This window comes from Paenibacillus marchantiae, assembly GCF_028771845.1.
Lineage (GTDB): Bacteria > Bacillota > Bacilli > Paenibacillales > Paenibacillaceae > Paenibacillus > Paenibacillus marchantiae.
Window position 1 is genome coordinate 5652832 of record NZ_CP118270.1, and the last position, 19608, is coordinate 5672439.

The window sequence follows — 19608 nt, forward strand, 5'->3', positions numbered from 1 at the left end:
TGGAACAATCCTATCTGACAATCAGCCACAAACCGGCTTCAGATTCGGAACTTCACGTCCCAGCACCCGGTAGTATATTTGTTCATATTCATGCCGAATGGCATCATTACAGAAATCATGATGGGCCCGTCTCAAACACGCCTCTCTGAAGTCTGCTGTCAAACGGTCGTCAGTCAACAAACGAATCGTGTTCTCCGCCATCGATTGCGTGTCGCCAATTGGAGACAAAAATCCGGTCTTGCCGTGCAATACCAGTTCAGGAATACCCCCTGCCTGTGATCCAATAGTAGGTACACCACAAGCCATGGCTTCGAGTGCTACCAGTCCAAAGCTTTCCTTCTCAGACGGCAGCATAAGCACATCAGCCATCGAAATGACTTGAGCAATATCATCCTGCTTACCTAGGAAATGAACCTTGTCATTCAGTCCAAGCTCATTAATCTTCCATTGAATCTTCGGCAAGTCCGGTCCTTCTCCAACAAATAACAGCTTGGCAGGTACTTGCTCCTGTACTTGACGGAACACTTCTACCACATCCTGTGTTCTCTTCACAGGACGGAAGTTAGAGATATGCATCAGTATTTTTTCGTGAGGTGCTGCGAAGTCTCTACGCAGACTTGCTGCATCACGTGGATAATAAATTCTTTTATCAATAAAGTTATAGGTCAGATCGATTGGACGTCTTATATCCAGCAACTCAACCGTTTCACGAATCAAATCCTGGGATACGGCCGTAACCGCATCACTCTCGTTGATGGCAAGTCGAATCAAATCCTTCAACGACTCATCCTGCGCCAGCACAGTAATATCTGTTCCGTGTAACGTTGTAACCACCTTTAAGTCCTCACCAACCATTTGTTTTGCCAAAAAGGCACACACCGCATGTGGAACTGCATAATGTACATGTAGTAGATCCAGTTGCTGTGCTTTGGCTACTTGCGCCATTTTCGTGGCCAATGACAGGTCATAAGGTGGATAACGGAAGACGTAGTAATCGTTGACCTCAACTTCATGATAAAAAATATTTTTCTGGAATGTACCCAGTCTAAACGGGATACTATTAGCAATAAAGTGAACCTGGTGACCCTGTTCGGCAAGCAATTTGCCCAGCTCCGTTGCGACAACGCCAGACCCTCCGAGGGACGGATAACAGGTAATACCAATTTTTAGCTTTTGATCCATCCGGTGGACGCTCCTTTAATCTCCCGCATGTGCAGGTTGATGTAATGCAACGGAAATGCAATTGATAAATGATTTATACGAGCAAGTTCGATCGTTTTATGACTTGGCTGCTTGGCCAAATTGATGAACTACATAAGGTGTAATGCTAGCGAATCCTTCTGCAAATGGAATAAGGCTCCGCTGTCCGAGCAAAGAATCCCGAGCTTTCACACGTTCAATATATCCTTGAGTCAATGGAGTGGCAACTGCGCCTTCTCCCAATTCGAACTGAGATCGATAACTGAGCAATGAATTTTCCTTCTGCTCATAGTGTTCCGTAATATCCACAATCAAATCCGTTGGTCCGATATCGTTAATAAAGTAAAAATACAATTCTTTCACCTGAACTGCGGGCATGTCCGGCATATAGTTTCTAAGCTTGGCATTAAAGACAGCCTCCTGCACCAGTTTGCTGCACATCACATGATCCGGGTGACGATCCTCCCAATATGGCGCAAACACGATTCGAGGGGCATGACGCCGTATCTCGGCAGTCACAGCCTCGATGTGTTCTGGAGTAATATACAGCCCCCGATCAGGCAAACCGAGATTGCTTCGACACGAAAGACCGAGGACGCGGGAGGCTTGCTCCGCTTCCTCGGCTCTGCGCTCTACCGTCCCGTTGGAAGACATCTCCGCCCGGGTCAGATCACACACGCCTACTTTCAGTCCAGCTGCAGTATGTTTGGCAATCGTTCCTGCCATCCCAATCTCTGCATCATCCGCGTGTGCACCAAATATGAGAATGTCCAAACTCATTGAGCATCACCCGAATTCAATCCACCCTCAGGCTTGTATTTATGTACAAGCTCTCTCCAGCCAAAATCACCGCGATCGAGCGCTTTAACGAGAATCTCTGCAGTTGCAATATTCGTAGCAAGCGGAATCCCCTGTACATCGCACAAACGCAGCAAAGCGTTAATATCTGGTTCATGAGGCTGTGCCATCAATGGATCACGCAGAAAAATAATCAAATCCATCTCATTTTGCGCAACCAAGGCTCCGATCTGTTGATCCCCGCCCAGTGGACCGGATTCAAACCGATGGATCTGTAAAGAGGTTCCTTCCATAATGCGAAGACCTGTTGTACCTGTCGAGTATAGTTGATGGTCTGTAAATACATTTTCGTAGGCTGTCACGAAGTTAACCATCTCTTCTTTTTTGCGATCATGGGCAATAAATGCAATTTTCAACATGACAATCTCCTTTTAGTGTGTGTTCAAAAGTTGACTTTTTGAACTACCTCTTTTAGTCGATAAAGTGATCAAATCCGTAGATAAGTCCTGTATATTCCATAACCTTCTGTACACCAATCTTAACACCAGGCATATAACCTGCACGTTCATAGGAGTCATGACGAATTTTGAGGGATTGGCCAAAGTCTCCAAATACCACTTCCTGCTGGGCGAACACTCCCGGCAACCGTACGCTATGAATTCGGAATCCATTATAATATCCGCCACGCGATCCTTCGATCGTCTCTTCTTCATTCGGATTACCCTGACGAAGTTCCTCGCGGTTTGCTGCAATTAGCTCGGCTGTTTTGATTGCTGTACCCGAAGGAGCATCCAGCTTCTGATCCCCGTGATATTCGATGATCTCAACATTCGGCATATGTTTGGCAGCCTGTGCGGCAAATCTCATCATCAGAATAGCACCGATTGAGAAGTTCGGGGCAATCAACCCTCCAATGCCTTTGTCCTGACACTGCTTGTCCAGCTGTTCGATCTGCTCCGGCGTAAAGCCGGTAACACCCATAACAGGTCTTACTCCGTGACGAATGGCAATCTCTGTATGGGAAAAGGCATATTGAGGGACTGTGAAGTCCACCATAACCTGTGGTTTAGTCTCTGCAAAAGCCATCTCGATATCATCGGTCAAAAGCACCCCACATTCGGGTAGACCGACAAGTGTTCCGGCATCCGTGCCTACTCCGGAGCGGTTGACCGCTGCGGCGAGCTCCAGTTCAGGATCTTGAAGCACCAGTTTCACTACTTCACGGCCCATCCGGCCAGCCGCTCCGATTACGGCAACTCTTATTACTTCACTCATCTTGACTGCATCTCCTCACTATGTTGGTTCATTTGGTTGAATCCAGTTCAAACGATTTCCATCCCGTTATGAAATGGCATCTTATTGAATGGATTTCATACGCTGCTTAATTTCCTGTAACAATAGATGCAGTTGATCATTCTGCGGGTCCAGCAACAATGCGTCACGAACGGAACGGGTTGCAAGGTCGAACTCATTCAGATCGCTGTAAGCAAGAGCAAGCATGATATGCGCTTCCACATATAACGGGTCAAGTTTAACTGCCTGTTTCAGCAGATCGGCCGCCTGCACATATCGTTCATGCGTTCCGTCTCCTGCCTGCTCAAGCAACACCTTGGCCTGAAGGCTTATCTGTTTGGCTTCTAGGGTCTGTAAATGCAAAACATATTCCTCTATCCCCTGTGACAGTTCAACAGCCTTACGCGCATATTCAAGCGCTGGAGCCAAGTGTTGACTGCGGGCATGTGTAATGGAACAACGATAATAGAGCTCCGCATGTTCCGGGTGAGCATCAATGGCAGATTCGAACCAACGAATCGCCTGCTCAAAATCATTTTGCAAAATACAGCGGTACGCATGCTGCATATACTCTTCCGGTTTCATCATCCAAGCTGTCCCTCCCTCATTGAGGTGATGGTACAGCATATGTAATCTACGCCTAATCGGTGTTTTTTGGCGTCCACCGATTTGCATCGCGTGTGTTAAATTTATGCATGACTTTGTCGTGCGCCTCTGCCAGGTCGATCCCGAGAGAATTAGCAAAACAAATCGTGATAAATAAAATGTCACCGAGCTCAAGCTCAATGGAATTGTCTGCTTCGGAAGATTTTTTCGGTTTTTCACCGAACTCGTGATTCACTTCCCTTGCAAGCTCTCCCACCTCTTCAGACATACGGGCGAGCATGGCCAGTGGGCTGAAGTATCCTTCTTTGAACTGGGAAATATACAGATCAACCTCACGCTGCATTTCTGCAATGCTTTTCTCCATGAGAACGGATTCTCCTTTTGAAATTGTGTCGTATTTGTTCCTAATATATCAGTTATTTAGATTCACTTCCACCATCATAAACGACAAATCATTTTTAAAGAATCGATAAACAGGTATACTAAGATGGGAATGATTGCTTTCTCATTCTAATTTGTAAAATGGAGAGGGAACTTATGAGCACTTCCAAAACCTGGGTTCAATTCAAATTGATTCTCCCCATCCTATTGGGTACGGCATTATATGCCTTTGGACTTCTGTACTTCATCATCCCCAACCAGCTCATGGAAGGCGGCGTAACCGGGATTACGGTCCTGCTAAATTATGCATTCAACATCTCTCCTTCGCTTACAACCTTGGTTGTTAATATTCCACTCTTTCTGGTGGGGCTTAAGATTTTGGGCGGCAGACAGATGATCTATACAGGCGTGGGTATAGGAGCACTTACGGTGTTCCTGTGGTTATTTGAAAAAATGATTCATCTTGGTTGGATTGAACCGCTGCATACCCAGAATGATCTTTTACTTGCAGCACTATACGCTGGAGTTACATTGGGAGCAGGACTTGGCATCGTATTCCGCTGGGGTGGAACGACAGGTGGCTCTGACATCATTGCCCGCATTCTTAATCGAAAATATGGCTGGAGTATGGGACGTGTACTATTAGGTATCGATTTCATCATTATTGGTATCTCCCTCGTCTACATCCCCAAAGAAAAAATACTGTATACCCTTGTAGCTGTGTTTATCGCTTCTAAAGTGATCGACTTCATTCAGGAAGGAGCCTATTCGGCTCGCGCATTTATGATCATCAGTGACCATGCACCTGAGATTGCAGATTTGATTACCCGTGATATGGACCGCGGTGTAACGCTCATTCCCGCCATTGGTGCATATTCGAAGCAGGCCAAACATGTTGCTTACTGTGTCATCTCCAGGCAGGAATTCCGACGTTTGCAGACGATTGTGCGTTCGGTTGATCCTAGAGCATTTGTTATTATTAGCGATGTGCATGATGTACATGGAGAAGGGTTTAAGGAAAGTTGACCTTTTACTTCTACAAAAAAGAAAACCTCTCTCCCCAAGAGAAGGCCACGGAATGGCCTGCCTTGTAGAAAGAGGTCTTTGTCATATCGTGATAACAGTAATGGCTTAACGCCGAAAAGGAAAAATCCCTTGTTGCTGTGCCCGATATTTACGATAACCCGCATAACTTAGCGTTGCTATGATTATGGAAGTAATGAGCAATCCGGCTGCCCTGCGATTGGGCCCCTGAACAAACGGTACGAAGGCACTTTCGTCCTTTTCCCGACCAAACAACTGGTTCACCAACTCTTCACCGTGGGTTACCATACTCTTCAATTGTGCGATGTCAGTCTGCTTGGCCGCAGTCAGACCCTTGGTATGAGACAACCAGGCGTCCAGTTGGGCGATCTGGTAAGGTTCACGGCGGATCATCGCCGCAGGCCGGATCGTCTCGTAATGCTCCTCCAGCAAGGCGTAGCGGCTTGCTATTATTGCCGAACTTAACTGTTGATCTGCCGCGGTTGATAGCGCATCAATATCATTTTTTACGATTTTATAATACTGGAGCCATAAAGGTTTGGCCGGGTTCGCAAGACTGTCTGCCGCAAGTCGAAGTTTGGCAGAGGCCTGCTGCAGAGATGCATCATCACTTTTCACCCTGACCGCAGCTTCTTTCACTTCAACAATGGTCTCGGATAGGGCATGAATGCCTTCTACTGTCGTCTGACCCTCAAAGGATATATGCTCCAGACCTTTACTGATTCGCAAAATACTGCCTCTAACCTCTTCAATATCATTCTCCAAGGCATGTCGATACAGCAGGGCCGCTTCTTCATTTAATTGCTGAATTGAATTTTTGGCTAATACTTGCTGATCTGTATTTCCGTTCGCACCTGTACTTTCCGCTGATACGCTGTATGACAAGTTCGTCCAGAACAGTAGAGTCATGAACGACACCACCATAAATCCAGTTTTGATCCTGAACGTTCTCTTCATGGACATCCCTCCCACCATCAATGTATGGCGGGCCGGAGTTCCTTAGAACAAGCTTACATTAGGAAATCAGGTCCGTTTGGCCTGTCTCAATGCAAGCCATGCACAGAGAATGCTCACAAGCGTCAGTCCAACGGTGAAGTTGCGTACACCATCCAGATGGTCCATCAGCGATGCGGGCAGCCAAGGGAAGATGTCATAAGTATAATCCATCGTATCGTTTAACAGCGTCCATAATGCAGCGATTACTAGAGCACCCCAACGGAACCCAAAGAACCGCACATACAGCAGAGCCTCAATAGCCATGGCGCTATGCGACGCAATTAACATCCAATCCTGCCAGTTCTGTGCGCCCCCCTGCATCCAGCCTGCAAAAATGATGGAGACTGCCCAAACACCGTATTTTACCGAAGTAACCACAGCAAGCGCCTGTATGACATGTCCAATCTGATTCAGAAGCATCGATTTCGGCTTGTACAAAATCCACAACAAGGATAGTGTAAAAAACAGACTCGCCGTCGGACTGTCCGGCACAAACACAATTTGCCATAGTGGTTGCTGTGCCAGCGTATATTCCAATTGATCCCCGTACCATATGTATCCATATACTGTTCCTAATGCATTACACCAAAAAAGAAGCCACAGGAAATAACGGTTCGTTAGAAATTCCCGGCTCCAAAAATACGATAAAGCCACATTCTCTGCCCCTTCCATCATATGTGTTCTGCGTTCCAAAGATAGGTTTTGCGAAAAACGCCTCAAAAAAACCTGACCGCATAAACGATCAGGTTTCATTGCTTATTTCGATTTTACTGTTCTGCCTTCTGTTTCGCAAGCCATTCTGCCAGGTTATTAATGTCATCATCTGTCAGCCCTTGAGCAATGGCGTTGTCGTACTGAGCAGGCATACTGTTATATCCTTCTTTGATAATCGTCAGGATTTCTTCCTGGCTGTGTTTGTCGCCCACACCCCGAAGCGAAGGTCCTCCTGCTCCCTTCATATCAGCCGCATGACATCCGATACATCCGGCCTTTTTGAAGGTTTCCATTGCAGGGTCATCCTTCTCAACGATCGCCACTTCTTCTTTTTGACCTGCCGCATTGGAGGTAGGCAGACCCTGCGCGTGTTTCTCACGCGCTTCTTCTTCACGCTGAATATGTTCCGGCTTCTGGCCGCTTGCTTCCAACTCATGCGAGTAGTGTGTCCATGCAACATTGGTCAGGTAGAAAACGGCCATCACCGATAGAATCATAAGTGATGATGCAATCGGACGTTTGTAGAAACGCCGCTCCTTGCCTGTATCGAGAAAAGGAGCGAGTAATAAAGCGCCGAAAGCAACTCCACTGACTCCAAGTACCCCGAGCAGGACATAATCACCTGAGGCATATGGGTATTTCAAATACTGATACAGAAAAAGGAAGTACCAGTCTGGCATCGGGATAACCGATGCACTTGGATTGGCCGGGTAGCCCAGTGGTGCAGGTTCTGAAATCGTTAATACTAGAATACCAACCAGTACAACAACACCAACCATCCATTCCTTCAGCAAGAAGTTAGGAATAAAAGCCTCTGATTTGCCGGGATACGCCGTGTAATCCGGTGGAGTTATAAACCCCGCTCCTTTACGGACGCGTGAGTCCCCGACGAAGATAATCTTTTCCTGGTCATCTGACTTGTGTCCGTGAGCCATGTCGATTCCTCCCTTCTCAGATTATAGTGGTCCCGAAATGCCCTGTCTGCGGATCATAATAAAGTGACCGACCAGAAGCACCAGAAGCACAGCCGGAAGGAAGAAGACGTGCAGGGCAAAGAACCGTGTTAACGTCTGCGCACCTACAATAGTTCCGCCTTGCAGGAATTCCTTAATGATCGGCCCCAGCCAAGGAACCGTGTTCGCAATCTCCAGAGTAACCTTGGTTGCAAAGTAAGCTTTGTTATCCCATGGCAACAGGTACCCGGTAAGCCCGAGACCCAGCATGACAAAAAAGATCAGCATGCCGACAACCCAGTTCATCTCACGTGGTGCTTTGTAAGAGCCGGTAAAGAATACACGCATCGTATGTAAGAACATCATAACGATAACCAAACTGGCTCCCCAATGGTGCATCCCGCGTACAATTTGGCCGAAGGCTACTTTGGTCTGCAAATACTCGACACTGGCGTAAGCATTAATAATATCAGGCACATAATACATGGTCAGGAACATCCCTGACAAAATTTGAATAACAGTGATAAAGAACGTCAATCCACCAAAGCAGTACACGAATGCGGAAAAGTGATGAGCCGGGTTTACGTGCTCTGGAACTTCATGATCCGCAACGTCCCTCCAAATTGGCGTGATATCGAGACGCTCGTCAATCCAGTCATAGACATTTTTAAACATCTGCGTTCACGCCTCCTATTTGACTCGGGTGTTCGGAACAATGTCGCCCAGATAAACCCAACCCTGATCTTCCTTAACCACATACTCATCCAGCGGCTTCGGGGCTACGGCAAGATTCTTGCCTTCTTTGGTATAATGCGCACCATGGCACGGACAATGATATTCGTCGGGATACTGCTTATCACTGTTCCAACCTACGGTACATCCCAAATGTTTACAAATGGGTGAAAGCGCATAGATTTTGCCCTGTTCATCTTTCCTGATCCAGGCGATTAACGAAGCATTGCTCAAATACCAACCGTCTTGCTGTTTCACTTCAAACGTAAATTCTTGAGGTTCATTCGTAATTTTGCTGATTTCCGCTACTTTGACAGAGGTGCCTTCTCCCTTGTGCTGCAAAATCGGGTCCACCGCAAAACGGACCATGGGAAGTATTGCACCGGCGGCCATGTAGGCTGTAGCTCCACCAAGCGTGTACGTCAAAAACTGCCTGCGTGACATTTCCATGCGGCTTGGCAATTTCATCGAAGCTTCGTGCTGGTCATGCTCACTGCTCATACTGTCTCCAACCCCCTTTTTCAGCCAACTCTCTTAATCGTTTTCATTATCAGAAATTCCACGACTTACTAGAACATACATAATCATATAGTAGCCCTAGAACACCGTCAAGAATTTGTCACACATTTTTAAGGTTCATTTGTAAGCGTTATTAAAAAAGTGTTGGTAAATTGTCACATTTGTCACAGGTAGGTCATCTTTTCCATAACTCACGGATTTTTTCCCCGACAAAACGCGAAATCCCTTCTTCTCCAACCTCTTGAATTAAAATAGAACGACTTAATACCAAATCTGCAGAAGTAATTTGGGTCTGTTCCAATACACTATCAGATGACATTATAACCACATATTTGAAACCGGAAGATTTGAGTTGTTCGGATAAGGTATTTAATGCCATTGACATATCCGGACACGCATAATGGAATGCAGGGTAAGTCATGATACGCCCTTTAAACGGAATCTCCACTAGATCCAAAAAATCTCTAAGCCGCTCCAACGCTTCAGTTGCTTCAACTGGAGACTGCTTGCCCGTTAGGGCTGTATATGGAATAAGGCATGTATCCAGATAGAGTTGCAGTTCCGCCCAGCTGTCTTGAGTCATCTCACTGAATTTCAATTCCCTAATTCCCCTCTCTATCCATTTTATTCCCATATTATATATGAGCTTATATTATAAATCCAGAGATTGATACTTTTTCCGTGCAGGAATGGTCGTGAACGAAAAAAAGAAATGCGTGTTTCACGCATTTCCTGTGTTATATATTTATTTTTACATGCTCATCAGTTTATGGCCTTCAGTTCATCCGTCAGATTCCGGAAAGCTACTTCGTCTCCGGTAGCCAATGCATTATCGATTTCCATATACAGCTTCTCGCTGCGCTGTTTACGAAGCGCGTCGTCCCACACCATCTCAGCAGCCAGCCCCAACATGACTTCATACGTAACTTTCATTTTATCCAATAGGATGCACCTCCAAAACGGATTTAAGAGCTCCTATACTCCTTTCCTTTGGCAACATAACCTAGTGTAGTTCTCGACATCCGCTCAAGATCTGCATCAGTCAACTCACGTATCACTTTGGCTGGTGTGCCCAAAGCAAGGGTATAGGGCGGAATTTTAGTATTTTCAGTAACAACAGAACCGGCCCCGATCAGCGTATATTCACCAATTTCGGCTCCATTGAGAAGGATAGCGCCCATACCAATCAGCGAACCTGTTCCGATACGACATCCATGGATAATCGCAGAATGTCCTACCGACACATCGTCGTCCAAAATCAAAGGTTGATCCGTGTTGACGTGTCCAACAGCATTATCCTGTATATTACAGCGCCGTCCAATCACAATGGGTGCCAGATCGGCGCGAAGCACAGCATTGAACCAGATCGTAGATTCTTCACCCATTGTCAGATCACCTATAAGTTTGGCGCCTTCAGCCATATATACCGAAGGGTGTAACTGGGGTTGCATACCTTTGTATGGAATTATCATAAGTATCACTCCTTAATTTGGGAGTGATTTTAGCAACTTGTCCTTCACTTGTCAAACATAACGGGGGTAATATCCCCGGATAGCGAGCGACAGGATGACGCAAGACGTGAACCCCATGCTGTCATTTGTACTGTTCGCCCATCTGCATGCTCTCCAATGCGAAGCATGCCTAGGTGCAGCATCATTTTGAGTATCCTGTTGTCATAAATCGTCTCTGCAGTGTCATAATAGAACGGCTGAATGTAGGGACCAATCTGTCCGAACAAAGACTCTGCTGTGGACCAGCTAGCTGCACATTCCCCTGTCCAGTACACAATGGAGGACAGATTGGGAATAGCACCTTTATAAAGTCTTAACCAAAACCGAAATAGCTGTATCATCTCAGCTGTTTTCTCTGCCCCCAGCTTGTCTTCACCGGAAGGTGACAATTTCAGCGTGCCCTGCTCCTCGCGGACCAGACGATGATGAAAAGCGTAGTCATAGATGAACGCAAATCGGTCGGGGTAGTCTTTGAACGAACGACCATAACCAAATCTCCATCCTGCCTTACTCACCAGCGCCTCACTCACATGCAAATGCTCCATGATCTGCTGCTGAGAACGACGATACATCATGCCTTCTGCGTTTAGTGCTATTTCATGCTGCTGGACAAATTGTAGAAACAGTTTCAGATCATCTGCGAGTAGATGGTATTCATCCCGGTAAATGGGCGGCTCGCTCGTCTGTGCAATGCCGGCTTTCAGGTGAGTGGATAACACATCCCGAAACCTCAATTGCAAATCCTGGGGTACCTGATACAGATACCTGGTCTGTTGAGTTGTGCCATTGAACAACCATCCACTCTTCGTGAAGCGTACGATAAGATCACGTGGACTGGCTCCAGCCTCGCTATCTTTTTTATCCATCGATTGACGAGCAATGGCGACAAGTTCCTCCATACCGAAGTATTGACGGGCATCAAACAGCAAGTTGTTCAAAAATCGCAGATCTACCTGGTTTAGTTCACGAACCTGCTGCTCAAAAAAAGGTCTGCTGCCCAATGTAGTGAGAATACTCTGGATGAGTTCATGTTTGGAATTGGGCTTACACTCGCACTGGTAATAGTCTGCTATTCGATTAAGCTGGCCGATATCGGCAAAAGTAAGCATATCCGCTAGATTCATGGGTCCATCGCCTCGCCCTTGACTACTTTTTGGCTGTTGATTCGGGGCCTGGAGTAGTTTGGTTTTGTAAATATCGTTGACGGAATTCCCATGATCTAAACCTCTTTTTTGCAAATCTTTTATGTTTTAACCATACTATGCCCGAAGTTGCCTGCTCAGAAGAAGAATGAGAGGTTCAAAATCATATAGAATGACAGTTATAAATTGCTATAACGCAAAAAAACAACCTGAGTTAATTACTCAGGTTGTTTTGCCAGATCCAATGAAAGGTGTCTTGTACAGTTATAAAGCAGTGGACTCCAATCTTCACGTTCCTTCTCCAGGATCGTAAGCGACAGGTTTCCAATTCGTTCCGTATAGCGGTCTTTATACAAAGCTGATAGCAGATTGGCTAAAAAAGCGCCATGGGAGACAATCAGCACATTTTGGTCCTGATGAGCCTCCCATAAATCCTCCAGAAAGCCCAATGCACGTGTCTGAATATCAGCAATCTGTTCCTGCCCCAAATCCAGCGTCTCCCAGGAAGCGCCCCAGCGAGCAACACGTTCTTCGGATGTCAGACCTTCAATTTGACCAAAGGCACGCTCCTTCAAGCGTGCATCTGGCTCCAGCAAAGGAACATTCAATAGCCCGGAGATAATCTCTCCCGTCTCCTGAGCCCTGGACAGCCCGCTCGTAATGATGTGGTCCCAGCGATACTCTTCGGTAAGCAAACGTCTACCCAGACGCTCAGCTTGCTCACGACCTTCTGCATTCAGAGGTATGTCTGTCTGTCCCTGAATACGTCCTGCCGCATTCCAGTCGGTTAGACCGTGACGAATAAGCCCGATCCGCATCTCATCCCTCATTTCTCTATACGGTGAACGAAAGCTTTACCTAAGCACGTGCACCTTGTTTGCGTTTGTTCGTTGTACGATGCATCCGTCCAAGAGAGAACAGAGCCATACCTATTGCAAGCAGCGACAACGCCATCCAGTACTGAGGATACGCTGGGCCCATGCTCACAACGAAGGGCTCAATAATACTACCTCTGTCCGCTCCCGTCATGTTGTACTTGTACAATCCGGAGGAAGAAGGCTCACTGCCCGCTACTCCTGTCTCCAAAATGCCCGTAGAGACCACGTTGGTCTGCTCAGCTTCTGATACGTCTGGCTTAAACATCGCCATGTACAGAAAGCTGCATAAAAAAATTGCCAGGAACGCAGCAATCCACAAAGACATATGCTTGCGGATTACAGCAGAGAAACGATTAACCTTTGCCTCTTCCGGCAGTAGCCATGGAGACTCCGCATAGATCCGGTCCATAACATTACGGTTCACTTTCTCTGCTTGTTGTTCTGTCACTGGGACCGGTATGCTGTGCATCAGAATTTGAGCTTCTTCCCACACCTCAAATTGCTGCGAGCAATCTTCACAACCAGCGAGATGAGCATGAAATGCAATTCGCTGAGGATGAGCTTCCGGCAAGTCCCAGACCAGTGCAAACAGTTCCTGGGCTTCATTGCAATTCATCTGTTCTTCATCCCTTCATATGGCTCGTAGACCGGTTCGAAGAAATAAGGTTCCAATTGCGTTTTTACGCTTGACCTTGCTCTGAACAATAACGATTTTACAGAACTGACGCTCTGCCCAAGAATATTTGCAATCTCCTGGTAATCTAGTTGATCATACTCTCGGAGTATAATGGCAGAACGCTGCTTCTCCGGTAAATTGTTAATTGCATCCCTAACCAGCATCACCCGCTCACTGCGCAATACAGCATGCTCTGGCGCATTCTCAGAAGGAGCAACAGGTACAATACCGCTCTCTTCAAGTGGAACACTCCCACTACGCTGTTTGCGAAGCTCACTCAGTACCGTATTTCTCGCGATGGTATATAACCAGGTTGAGAATGAGGCATCCACCTCTCGGAATGAGTGCAGACTGCGGAACGCCTTATAGAAAGTCTCAGAACAGAGATCTTCCGCAAGCAGCTCCATATTAGAACTTTTCAACATATGATATACGAAAGCCAGTATTTTACGCTGATAACGACTCATCAGCTCGGAATATAACTCCAGGTTACCTTCCTTGATCTCTCGAATCAACTGGGAATCCGTCATTTGAGTGCGACCCCTCCTCGCCCATCCATGTGCTTCTCCCCGTTCGACTCTATCCATGTATTACCGAACAGGCACAAAAAAGTTGCGGTTTTCACCGCATAAAACAGCGTTCAGCGCCAAAACAGGCCTTCCCGCCAAATTCCCCTATGTAATGGCAATTTCCCCAACGTTTCTACATTAACAGTATTTATTGTACAACGGTCTGCATCGTCCTGGCAAATCCATGGCTTTCATTGAAGCCCGACCAGTCATTATTATGCGGCCGTTTTCTCGTCCATGACTTCAATTTTATCCCTTTTGTGAAGCCACTCTTATATTGGACGAACGAAGGCCTCAAAAAGTTTGTGTGAATATAGAATTAATTGAAAATTTCATTTCCAAATGAAGATCTATTCCACTTTGATGCAAGGATTATATTTCCTTAATTTACGAATGTTATAATTAATTCAAACAATTTTACTCAAAGTGTTGACAAAATGAAAACGGATACATATAATAAAAGTACAGTATGGTTTCTCTCCACTCCTATCCAATAACTGTATTGCTCCACGTGAGCAATGGCCGCTTATGTAAGCGGTCTTTTTTTTGTCCTTTTTTAGAACATGTCCTGTAACAGTTAGTTTTCAACACAAAGAAAGAGGGCCTTCGCCCCCTTCTAAAAACCTAAATCCACACTTGATACCCTAGGGAATCCAGCAACGTTTTGGCCCGTTCCATCTCTTCTTCTTGCCGGAACGACAAACGCATAATGCCCGGTACATCGACCCGGTTCTCAATAATCTCCATGTTGCTTAAGTTAATATCATTCGCCCCAAGCTCGGTGGCAATCTTGCCGATCATCCCCGGTGCATCCTGTACATCCGTATACAGATCAAACAACGACGAGATCATGCCTTTCCGTCGTTCTGGCAGCACACTGCGGAACTCGCGTGCCTGACGAAACGCCTCCTCAATGCCCTCACCATTTTGTTGCTCCAGCATTTCGGTGAAAGCCGTCATCTGGCCGTTCCAGTCCTTCAGCAAGCCCAACAGCACCTCACGGTTGCTCAGCAAAATATCTCTCCATACAATGGCATCACTGGAGGCAATCCGAGTAATATCCCGGAAACCGCCTGCAGCTAGCATTTTATACAAAGGGTTCGATTCATTATATTCGCGCACCTGGTTCACCAGCGCAACTGCAATAACATGTGGCAAGTGACTAATCGCCCCCACAATGTCATCGTGCAGCAGCGGCTCTACACGTACAATCTGGGCACGTGTATACGCAAGAAGATCAGATAACCTGTCATAAGCTTCCTCAGGTACATATTCTGAAGGGGTCAAGACATAGTATGCATTCTCGAATAATACTGCCGAGGCTGCATCTACACCTGCACGCTCAGATCCGGCCATCGGATGCCCGCCGATAAAGTATGCGTCACTCATGCGGACATGCTCAGCACAGGCTGCGATGGACGCCTTTGTGCTTCCTACATCCGTAATAATACATCCCTTTTTCAAGGGAAGCTTGGCCAATTGTCCAAAATAGGATTCGAGCAGCCCAACAGGTACGCACAAAAAAATAAAGTCAGCATCCTGTACCGCTTCCTCCAGAGAGAGCGTAGCATCATCCACTACACCACTCGCTATGTACTTGTCCTTCAGTTCAGGCAGGTGGGCATAGCCCATCACCGTTACACCAGGCTTGCCTTTGAAGCAAAGCGCCAATGAACCGCCGATGAGCCCTACACCGATCATTGCAATTTTTAGTTTCATGGGTCCTCACTCTTTTCATCGCCAGATTTAAGGGCGTGCTACCGCCTTCTCAGCCAGCGTGTTCTCCAGTGCCGTGACAAACGCACGGTTCTGTTCTGATGTTCCTACGGACACACGAATGTATGTTGGATATACATGGAATCCAGGACGAACAATAATGCCTTGTTTCAATAGCGACTGAAATGCCGTTGCAGAAGGCATCTCCAGATCAACCATGATGAAGTTACCCTGCGAAGGGAAAAACGGCAGTTCTAACCGTGTGAACTCATTTTGCAAATACGCTCGTTCTACTGCATTACGCTCCGCACATTCTTGGACAAAAGCCTGATCCTCAAGTGCAGCTTTCGCCGCAGCCTGACCGAATCGTGAAGTATTAAACGGCTCACGCACGCGGTTGATCAGATCGATCACTTCCGGGCGTGCAATACCGTATCCAATACGCAATGAAGCCAGGCCGTAGATTTTGGAGAATGTCCGCAAAATGACCAAGTTAGGATAACGCTCAATCATAGAGACACTTTGTGGATACGCCTCATCCGTTACGAATTCATAATAGGCTTCATCCAGCACAACCATGACGTGAGAAGGTACACGATCCATAAATGCCGTCAATTCCTGCTCAGAGATAATTGTACCCGTTGGATTATTGGGGTTACATACCCAGACTGCTTTGGTCTTATCATTGATTTGTGCCAGCATGGAAGTTAGGTCATGAGTTCCATCTTTAAGTGGCACTTCAATGCTGACAGCACCCTCGATGTCAGCGTTACTTTTGTATACAGAGAACGTCTGGTCAGCCATGATGTTCTCGTCTCCCGGGAGGAAGAATGCACGAGTGATCAACGCAATGATTTCATCCGATCCACAACCAAAGATCAGATTATCCCGTTCTACCCCCAGATGCTTCGCCAGCACTTCAGTCAGTTCCGTGGAACTGCCATCCGGATATATGCTTACATTGACCAGCTCTCTGGTGATCGCTTCAAGTGCAGCAGGCGAACTTCCATATGGATTTTCGTTGGAGGCCAGCTTGATCACTTGCTCCAAACCCAGTTCACGTTTCACTTCTTCAATCGGTTTGCCCGGTTTATATACAGGCAGATTGACAATCTGGGACTTCGGTTTCAACCCGACCGCCTCCTTTTATTGAAATAGTTATGGACATGCCTCAGCCTGTGCTGAGCATGCCCCGGGGATGTAACATCATTTAATCCCTATCCTTTTAATTGTGCCACAAAGTTGCGAATTTGCAACAGTCCCGCCTGACGCGTATCCGGGTTTCCAAGAAGAGGTATAGCTTCTTCCACCTGACGAACGATAGCACTACCAACAACAACACCATCACAGATGCGGGAGAAACGAGCTACCTGCTCGTGACTGGAAATGCCGAAGCCAACAGCGACAGGAATATCTGTCAGGCTCTTTACAGTTTCAATGAAGCTCTCTACCCCATCGAAAAAGGAAGCTCTCTCTCCCGTGACACCCAGAGAAGAGACACAATAGATGAAACCACGTGCTCCCGTGACAATACGCTCGATTCTCGCGTTGGACGTAGGGGCTACAAGCGGAACCAAATGCACACCTGCAGCATCCGCACGGCGTCGCATATCCTCGGCTTCCTCAATCGGAAGATCCGGGATGATCATGCCGCTGATCTCATGTTTGACCAACTCGTCAAAAAATACATCCAATCCCGTCTGTAATACTGGATTATAGTAGGTGAACAGGACAAAAGGCATTTTCACACCCTCCGCACGCGCTCTTGCTGCTGTCTCCATACAAGTCCGAATCGTGATCTGACTTTTCAATGCACGCTCGGAAGCTCGCTGGATTACCGGTCCATCTGCGAGCGGATCAGAATAGGGAACACCGAGTTCCAAAATGTCTGCCCCCGCCTGTTCCAATTCCTTAATGATTTCCACCGTGGTGTCCACATCTGGATCTCCAACCGTAAGGAATGGAATAAGTGCTGTCCGGTTCTGTTCTTTCAATTGTTGGAAGGTCTGGTCCATCAGGTTCATGCCAAGTCCCCTCCTGTGTATTTCATAATGGATTCAACGTCTTTGTCACCACGACCGGAAAGACAGATCACAACAATATCATCAGCGCTGAGTTCAGGCGCAAGCTTGACAACCTGCGCAACAGCATGAGCTGACTCCAAAGCGGGAATAATGCCTTCTGTTCGGCTCAGCAACTGCAAGGCATCCAATGCCTCCTGGTCCGTAATCGGAACATATTTTGCACGTTTAATATCTTTGAGATAGGAATGCTCGGGACCAACACCCGGATAATCAAGTCCCGCTGAAATGGAATGAGCTGGCTGAACCTGTCCATATTCATCTTGCAGTAAATAACTCATCGAACCCTGGAATACACCGTGTGTCCCTTTGCTCATCGTAGCCGCATGGAACTCGGTGTCCACCCCTTTACCTGCTGCTTCAACTCCAACAAGCTTCACATCCTGATCGCCAATAAACGGATAGAACATACCGATTGCATTACTTCCGCCTCCTACAGCTGCAACAATCACATCTGGCAACCGTCCTTCAATCTCCTGAATCTGGCGCCGTGTCTCATCACCGATCACTCGCTGGAAGTTACGTACCATCATTGGATACGGATGAGGACCGACTACCGATCCAAGCACGTAGAAGGTATCTTCCACATTACTAACCCAGTAGCGGAGCGCCTCGTTTCCTGCATCTTTCAATGTGCGCGTGCCAGATGTCACCGGAATGACTTCCGCCCCAAGCAGCTTCATCCGAAATACGTTCAACTGTTGCCGTTGCGTATCTTCTTCACCCATAAACACTTTACATTCAAGCCCCAGCAATGCAGCAACTGTTGCGGTGGCAACGCCATGCTGTCCTGCACCTGTTTCGGCGATGACTTTCTTTTTTCCCATCCGCTTAGCCAGCAATCCCTGTCCAATAGCGTTATTGATCTTGTGCGCTCCCGTATGGTTCAGGTCTTCACGTTTCAGATAAATTTTAGGTCCACCCAAGCGGCGGGATAATTGCTCTGCATGGTATAAAGGTGTTTCCCGGCCAGAATACTCGCTTAACAGGTAATTCAGTTCCTTGTTGAATTCCTCGTCTTCAGAGAAGTGGCTATACGCTTCCTCCAGTTCGATCAGAGCGTTCATTAGTGTCTCAGGTACAAAGCGGCCTCCGAAGGGACCGAAACGCCCGTGTTGATCCGGCAATTGATGTGTCATGCCTGCTTCACCCTTTCTACAAATGCTGTAATTTTCGCAATATCCTTCACACCTTCGGACTCTACGCCGCTGGATACATCGACGCCGTCCGGTGCATATGTCTGTATCAGTTGTTGCACATTATCCGGCTGTAAACCTCCTGCCACGAACAACGCGATTCCATGTTTTCTTGCCCACTCGGCGTAGAAAGGAATTCGTTCCCAGGCAAAGGTTTTACCGGAGCCCCCTCCATAGAGCGGGTCAAACGTATCGAGCAATATGGCGTCCACCACATTTTTATATGGATCAAGTGCCAATAAGGCAGTATCGTCAGCTAATGAACCTGTTTCATCCTTGGGAAAAGAGAAAGCCTTGAACACTTCGGTACCGAAGTGCTGCTTCACCTGTTCACAAAATTCCGGCGATTCCTGTCCATGCAGCTGAATGACATCCAGGCCTGAAATCTGCATGATGCTTTCCAGCTCTTCGAGCGTAGGATTCACGAAAACACCCGCCAGCTTCGGCCGATCAAACATCGTCCAGTCCAAGAGAACCGTTCTTAGCTCGGCACCCTGTTCAGGCGTAATACGGCGACGGGATGGGGCAAAAACAACACCAACGTAATCCACAGGCAAGTTTATCATCGATTTTAGCACTTCAACGTCCTGAAGTCCACATATT

24 protein-coding genes are annotated in these 19608 nt (G+C 47.0%); 1 reads left to right on the top strand and 23 read right to left on the bottom strand.

Annotation, left to right across the window (positions count from 1 at the left end; genetic code table 11):
- Window positions 1-21: 21 nt before the first annotated feature.
- The 6 genes from bshA to PTQ21_RS25380 form a co-directional block, all read right to left on the bottom strand.
- Window positions 22-1182, bottom strand: a complete 1161-nt coding sequence (bshA, locus tag PTQ21_RS25355) for an N-acetyl-alpha-D-glucosaminyl L-malate synthase BshA (RefSeq protein WP_274567546.1) — start codon at window positions 1180-1182, stop codon at window positions 22-24.
- A gap of 96 nt (window positions 1183-1278) precedes the next feature.
- A complete protein-coding gene (gene bshB1, locus PTQ21_RS25360; RefSeq protein ID WP_063566791.1) occupies window positions 1279-1980 on the bottom strand; it encodes a bacillithiol biosynthesis deacetylase BshB1 in 702 nt (233 codons plus the stop codon).
- Window positions 1977-2417, bottom strand: coding sequence for a methylglyoxal synthase (gene mgsA / locus PTQ21_RS25365; protein WP_024630633.1), 441 nt, complete (start codon window positions 2415-2417; stop codon window positions 1977-1979). Before mgsA ends, bshB1 begins: the two co-directional genes overlap by 4 nt.
- 52 nt (window positions 2418-2469) lie before the next feature.
- Window positions 2470-3273, bottom strand: a complete 804-nt coding sequence (gene dapB / locus PTQ21_RS25370; protein WP_274567547.1) for a 4-hydroxy-tetrahydrodipicolinate reductase — start codon at window positions 3271-3273, stop codon at window positions 2470-2472.
- A gap of 81 nt (window positions 3274-3354) precedes the next feature.
- Window positions 3355-3879, bottom strand: a complete 525-nt coding sequence (locus PTQ21_RS25375; protein WP_236703321.1) for a tetratricopeptide repeat protein — start codon at window positions 3877-3879, stop codon at window positions 3355-3357.
- Window positions 3880-3931: 52 nt separating this feature from the next.
- Window positions 3932-4261, bottom strand: a complete 330-nt coding sequence (locus PTQ21_RS25380; protein ID WP_024630636.1) for a nucleotide pyrophosphohydrolase — start codon at window positions 4259-4261, stop codon at window positions 3932-3934.
- 173 nt (window positions 4262-4434) lie between these two features.
- On the opposite strand from PTQ21_RS25380, the gene PTQ21_RS25385 reads away from it, so the two are divergent.
- A complete protein-coding gene (locus tag PTQ21_RS25385; RefSeq protein WP_063566789.1) occupies window positions 4435-5304 on the top strand; it encodes a YitT family protein in 870 nt (289 codons plus the stop codon).
- A 105-nt stretch (window positions 5305-5409) separates the two neighbouring features.
- Here the strand turns inward: PTQ21_RS25385 and PTQ21_RS25390 are convergent, their stop codons facing one another.
- The 17 genes from PTQ21_RS25390 to PTQ21_RS25470 form a co-directional block, all read right to left on the bottom strand.
- Window positions 5410-6279, bottom strand: a complete 870-nt coding sequence (locus tag PTQ21_RS25390) for a sporulation protein YpjB (RefSeq protein WP_063566788.1) — start codon at window positions 6277-6279, stop codon at window positions 5410-5412.
- Between the two features lie 66 nt (window positions 6280-6345).
- A complete protein-coding gene (locus tag PTQ21_RS25395) occupies window positions 6346-6972 on the bottom strand; it encodes a DUF1405 domain-containing protein (protein WP_063566833.1) in 627 nt (208 codons plus the stop codon).
- A 113-nt stretch (window positions 6973-7085) separates the two neighbouring features.
- On the bottom strand, window positions 7086-7967 hold the full coding sequence (locus PTQ21_RS25400) for a menaquinol-cytochrome c reductase cytochrome b/c subunit (protein ID WP_274567548.1): 882 nt from the start codon (window positions 7965-7967) through the stop codon (window positions 7086-7088).
- Window positions 7968-7988: 21 nt separating this feature from the next.
- Window positions 7989-8660 carry a menaquinol-cytochrome c reductase cytochrome b subunit gene (gene qcrB, locus PTQ21_RS25405; RefSeq protein WP_017687726.1) on the bottom strand — a complete coding sequence of 224 codons (672 nt, stop codon included), beginning with the start codon at window positions 8658-8660 and terminating at the stop codon, window positions 7989-7991.
- 15 nt (window positions 8661-8675) lie between these two features.
- Window positions 8676-9218, bottom strand: a complete 543-nt coding sequence (locus PTQ21_RS25410; protein WP_063566786.1) for a QcrA and Rieske domain-containing protein — start codon at window positions 9216-9218, stop codon at window positions 8676-8678.
- 193 nt (window positions 9219-9411) lie between these two features.
- Window positions 9412-9819: a DUF2487 family protein gene (locus PTQ21_RS25415; protein WP_274567553.1), complete on the bottom strand. Its 408-nt coding sequence runs from the start codon at window positions 9817-9819 to the stop codon at window positions 9412-9414.
- A 179-nt stretch (window positions 9820-9998) separates the two neighbouring features.
- Window positions 9999-10178, bottom strand: coding sequence for an IDEAL domain-containing protein (locus tag PTQ21_RS25420; protein ID WP_063566784.1), 180 nt, complete (start codon window positions 10176-10178; stop codon window positions 9999-10001).
- Window positions 10179-10201: 23 nt separating this feature from the next.
- A complete protein-coding gene (locus tag PTQ21_RS25425; RefSeq protein WP_063566783.1) occupies window positions 10202-10708 on the bottom strand; it encodes a gamma carbonic anhydrase family protein in 507 nt (168 codons plus the stop codon).
- Window positions 10709-10752: 44 nt separating this feature from the next.
- Window positions 10753-11871, bottom strand: coding sequence for a hypothetical protein (locus PTQ21_RS25430; protein ID WP_274567555.1), 1119 nt, complete (start codon window positions 11869-11871; stop codon window positions 10753-10755).
- A gap of 236 nt (window positions 11872-12107) precedes the next feature.
- A complete protein-coding gene (locus PTQ21_RS25435) occupies window positions 12108-12707 on the bottom strand; it encodes a histidine phosphatase family protein (protein ID WP_274567557.1) in 600 nt (199 codons plus the stop codon).
- A 40-nt stretch (window positions 12708-12747) separates the two neighbouring features.
- Complete coding sequence (locus PTQ21_RS25440; protein WP_063566780.1) at window positions 12748-13383, bottom strand: anti-sigma factor family protein; 636 nt, start codon at window positions 13381-13383, stop codon at window positions 12748-12750.
- Window positions 13380-13973 carry an RNA polymerase sigma factor gene (locus PTQ21_RS25445; protein ID WP_053780698.1) on the bottom strand — a complete coding sequence of 198 codons (594 nt, stop codon included), beginning with the start codon at window positions 13971-13973 and terminating at the stop codon, window positions 13380-13382. Before PTQ21_RS25445 ends, PTQ21_RS25440 begins: the two co-directional genes overlap by 4 nt.
- A gap of 663 nt (window positions 13974-14636) precedes the next feature.
- Window positions 14637-15731, bottom strand: coding sequence for a prephenate dehydrogenase (locus tag PTQ21_RS25450; RefSeq protein ID WP_063566779.1), 1095 nt, complete (start codon window positions 15729-15731; stop codon window positions 14637-14639).
- A gap of 27 nt (window positions 15732-15758) precedes the next feature.
- A complete protein-coding gene (gene hisC / locus PTQ21_RS25455) occupies window positions 15759-16859 on the bottom strand; it encodes a histidinol-phosphate transaminase (RefSeq protein ID WP_063566778.1) in 1101 nt (366 codons plus the stop codon).
- 86 nt (window positions 16860-16945) lie between these two features.
- Entirely contained in the window at window positions 16946-17752 is an 807-nt protein-coding gene (gene trpA / locus PTQ21_RS25460; RefSeq protein WP_063566777.1) for a tryptophan synthase subunit alpha, read from the bottom strand.
- Entirely contained in the window at window positions 17749-18948 is a 1200-nt protein-coding gene (trpB, locus tag PTQ21_RS25465) for a tryptophan synthase subunit beta (protein WP_063566776.1), read from the bottom strand. Before trpB ends, trpA begins: the two co-directional genes overlap by 4 nt.
- The gene (locus tag PTQ21_RS25470; protein ID WP_063566832.1) at window positions 18945-19571 is read right to left on the bottom strand and encodes a phosphoribosylanthranilate isomerase; all 627 of its coding nucleotides are present in this window, start codon (window positions 19569-19571) and stop codon (window positions 18945-18947) included. The genes trpB and PTQ21_RS25470 overlap by 4 nt, the downstream gene beginning before the upstream one ends.
- Window positions 19572-19608: the final 37 nt, after the last annotated feature.

Excerpts from the sequence above, each read along its gene's own strand:
- PTQ21_RS25435 (WP_274567557.1), bottom strand. The coding sequence starts at position 12,707 with ATGCGGATCGGGCTTATTCGTCACGGTCTAACCGACTGGAATGCGGCA.
- PTQ21_RS25390 (WP_063566788.1), bottom strand. The coding sequence starts at position 6,279 with ATGAAGAGAACGTTCAGGATCAAAACTGGATTTATGGTGGTGTCGTTC.
- bshB1 (WP_063566791.1), bottom strand. The coding sequence starts at position 1,980 with ATGAGTTTGGACATTCTCATATTTGGTGCACACGCGGATGATGCAGAG.
- PTQ21_RS25440 (WP_063566780.1), bottom strand. The coding sequence starts at position 13,383 with ATGAATTGCAATGAAGCCCAGGAACTGTTTGCACTGGTCTGGGACTTG.
- trpA (WP_063566777.1), bottom strand. The coding sequence starts at position 17,752 with ATGAACCTGATGGACCAGACCTTCCAACAATTGAAAGAACAGAACCGG.
- bshA (WP_274567546.1), bottom strand. The coding sequence starts at position 1,182 with ATGGATCAAAAGCTAAAAATTGGTATTACCTGTTATCCGTCCCTCGGA.
- PTQ21_RS25415 (WP_274567553.1), bottom strand. The coding sequence starts at position 9,819 with ATGACTCAAGACAGCTGGGCGGAACTGCAACTCTATCTGGATACATGC.
- dapB (WP_274567547.1), bottom strand. The coding sequence starts at position 3,273 with ATGAGTGAAGTAATAAGAGTTGCCGTAATCGGAGCGGCTGGCCGGATG.
- PTQ21_RS25425 (WP_063566783.1), bottom strand. The coding sequence starts at position 10,708 with ATGATAATTCCATACAAAGGTATGCAACCCCAGTTACACCCTTCGGTA.
- PTQ21_RS25450 (WP_063566779.1), bottom strand. The coding sequence starts at position 15,731 with ATGAAACTAAAAATTGCAATGATCGGTGTAGGGCTCATCGGCGGTTCA.
- mgsA (WP_024630633.1), bottom strand. The coding sequence starts at position 2,417 with ATGTTGAAAATTGCATTTATTGCCCATGATCGCAAAAAAGAAGAGATG.
- PTQ21_RS25380 (WP_024630636.1), bottom strand. The coding sequence starts at position 4,261 with ATGGAGAAAAGCATTGCAGAAATGCAGCGTGAGGTTGATCTGTATATT.
- PTQ21_RS25410 (WP_063566786.1), bottom strand. The coding sequence starts at position 9,218 with ATGAGCAGTGAGCATGACCAGCACGAAGCTTCGATGAAATTGCCAAGC.
- PTQ21_RS25385 (WP_063566789.1), top strand. The coding sequence starts at position 4,435 with ATGAGCACTTCCAAAACCTGGGTTCAATTCAAATTGATTCTCCCCATC.
- PTQ21_RS25470 (WP_063566832.1), bottom strand. The coding sequence starts at position 19,571 with ATGATAAACTTGCCTGTGGATTACGTTGGTGTTGTTTTTGCCCCATCC.
- trpB (WP_063566776.1), bottom strand. The coding sequence starts at position 18,948 with ATGACACATCAATTGCCGGATCAACACGGGCGTTTCGGTCCCTTCGGA.
- PTQ21_RS25430 (WP_274567555.1), bottom strand. The coding sequence starts at position 11,871 with ATGAATCTAGCGGATATGCTTACTTTTGCCGATATCGGCCAGCTTAAT.
- qcrB (WP_017687726.1), bottom strand. The coding sequence starts at position 8,660 with ATGTTTAAAAATGTCTATGACTGGATTGACGAGCGTCTCGATATCACG.
- PTQ21_RS25375 (WP_236703321.1), bottom strand. The coding sequence starts at position 3,879 with ATGATGAAACCGGAAGAGTATATGCAGCATGCGTACCGCTGTATTTTG.
- PTQ21_RS25400 (WP_274567548.1), bottom strand. The coding sequence starts at position 7,967 with ATGGCTCACGGACACAAGTCAGATGACCAGGAAAAGATTATCTTCGTC.
- PTQ21_RS25445 (WP_053780698.1), bottom strand. The coding sequence starts at position 13,973 with ATGACGGATTCCCAGTTGATTCGAGAGATCAAGGAAGGTAACCTGGAG.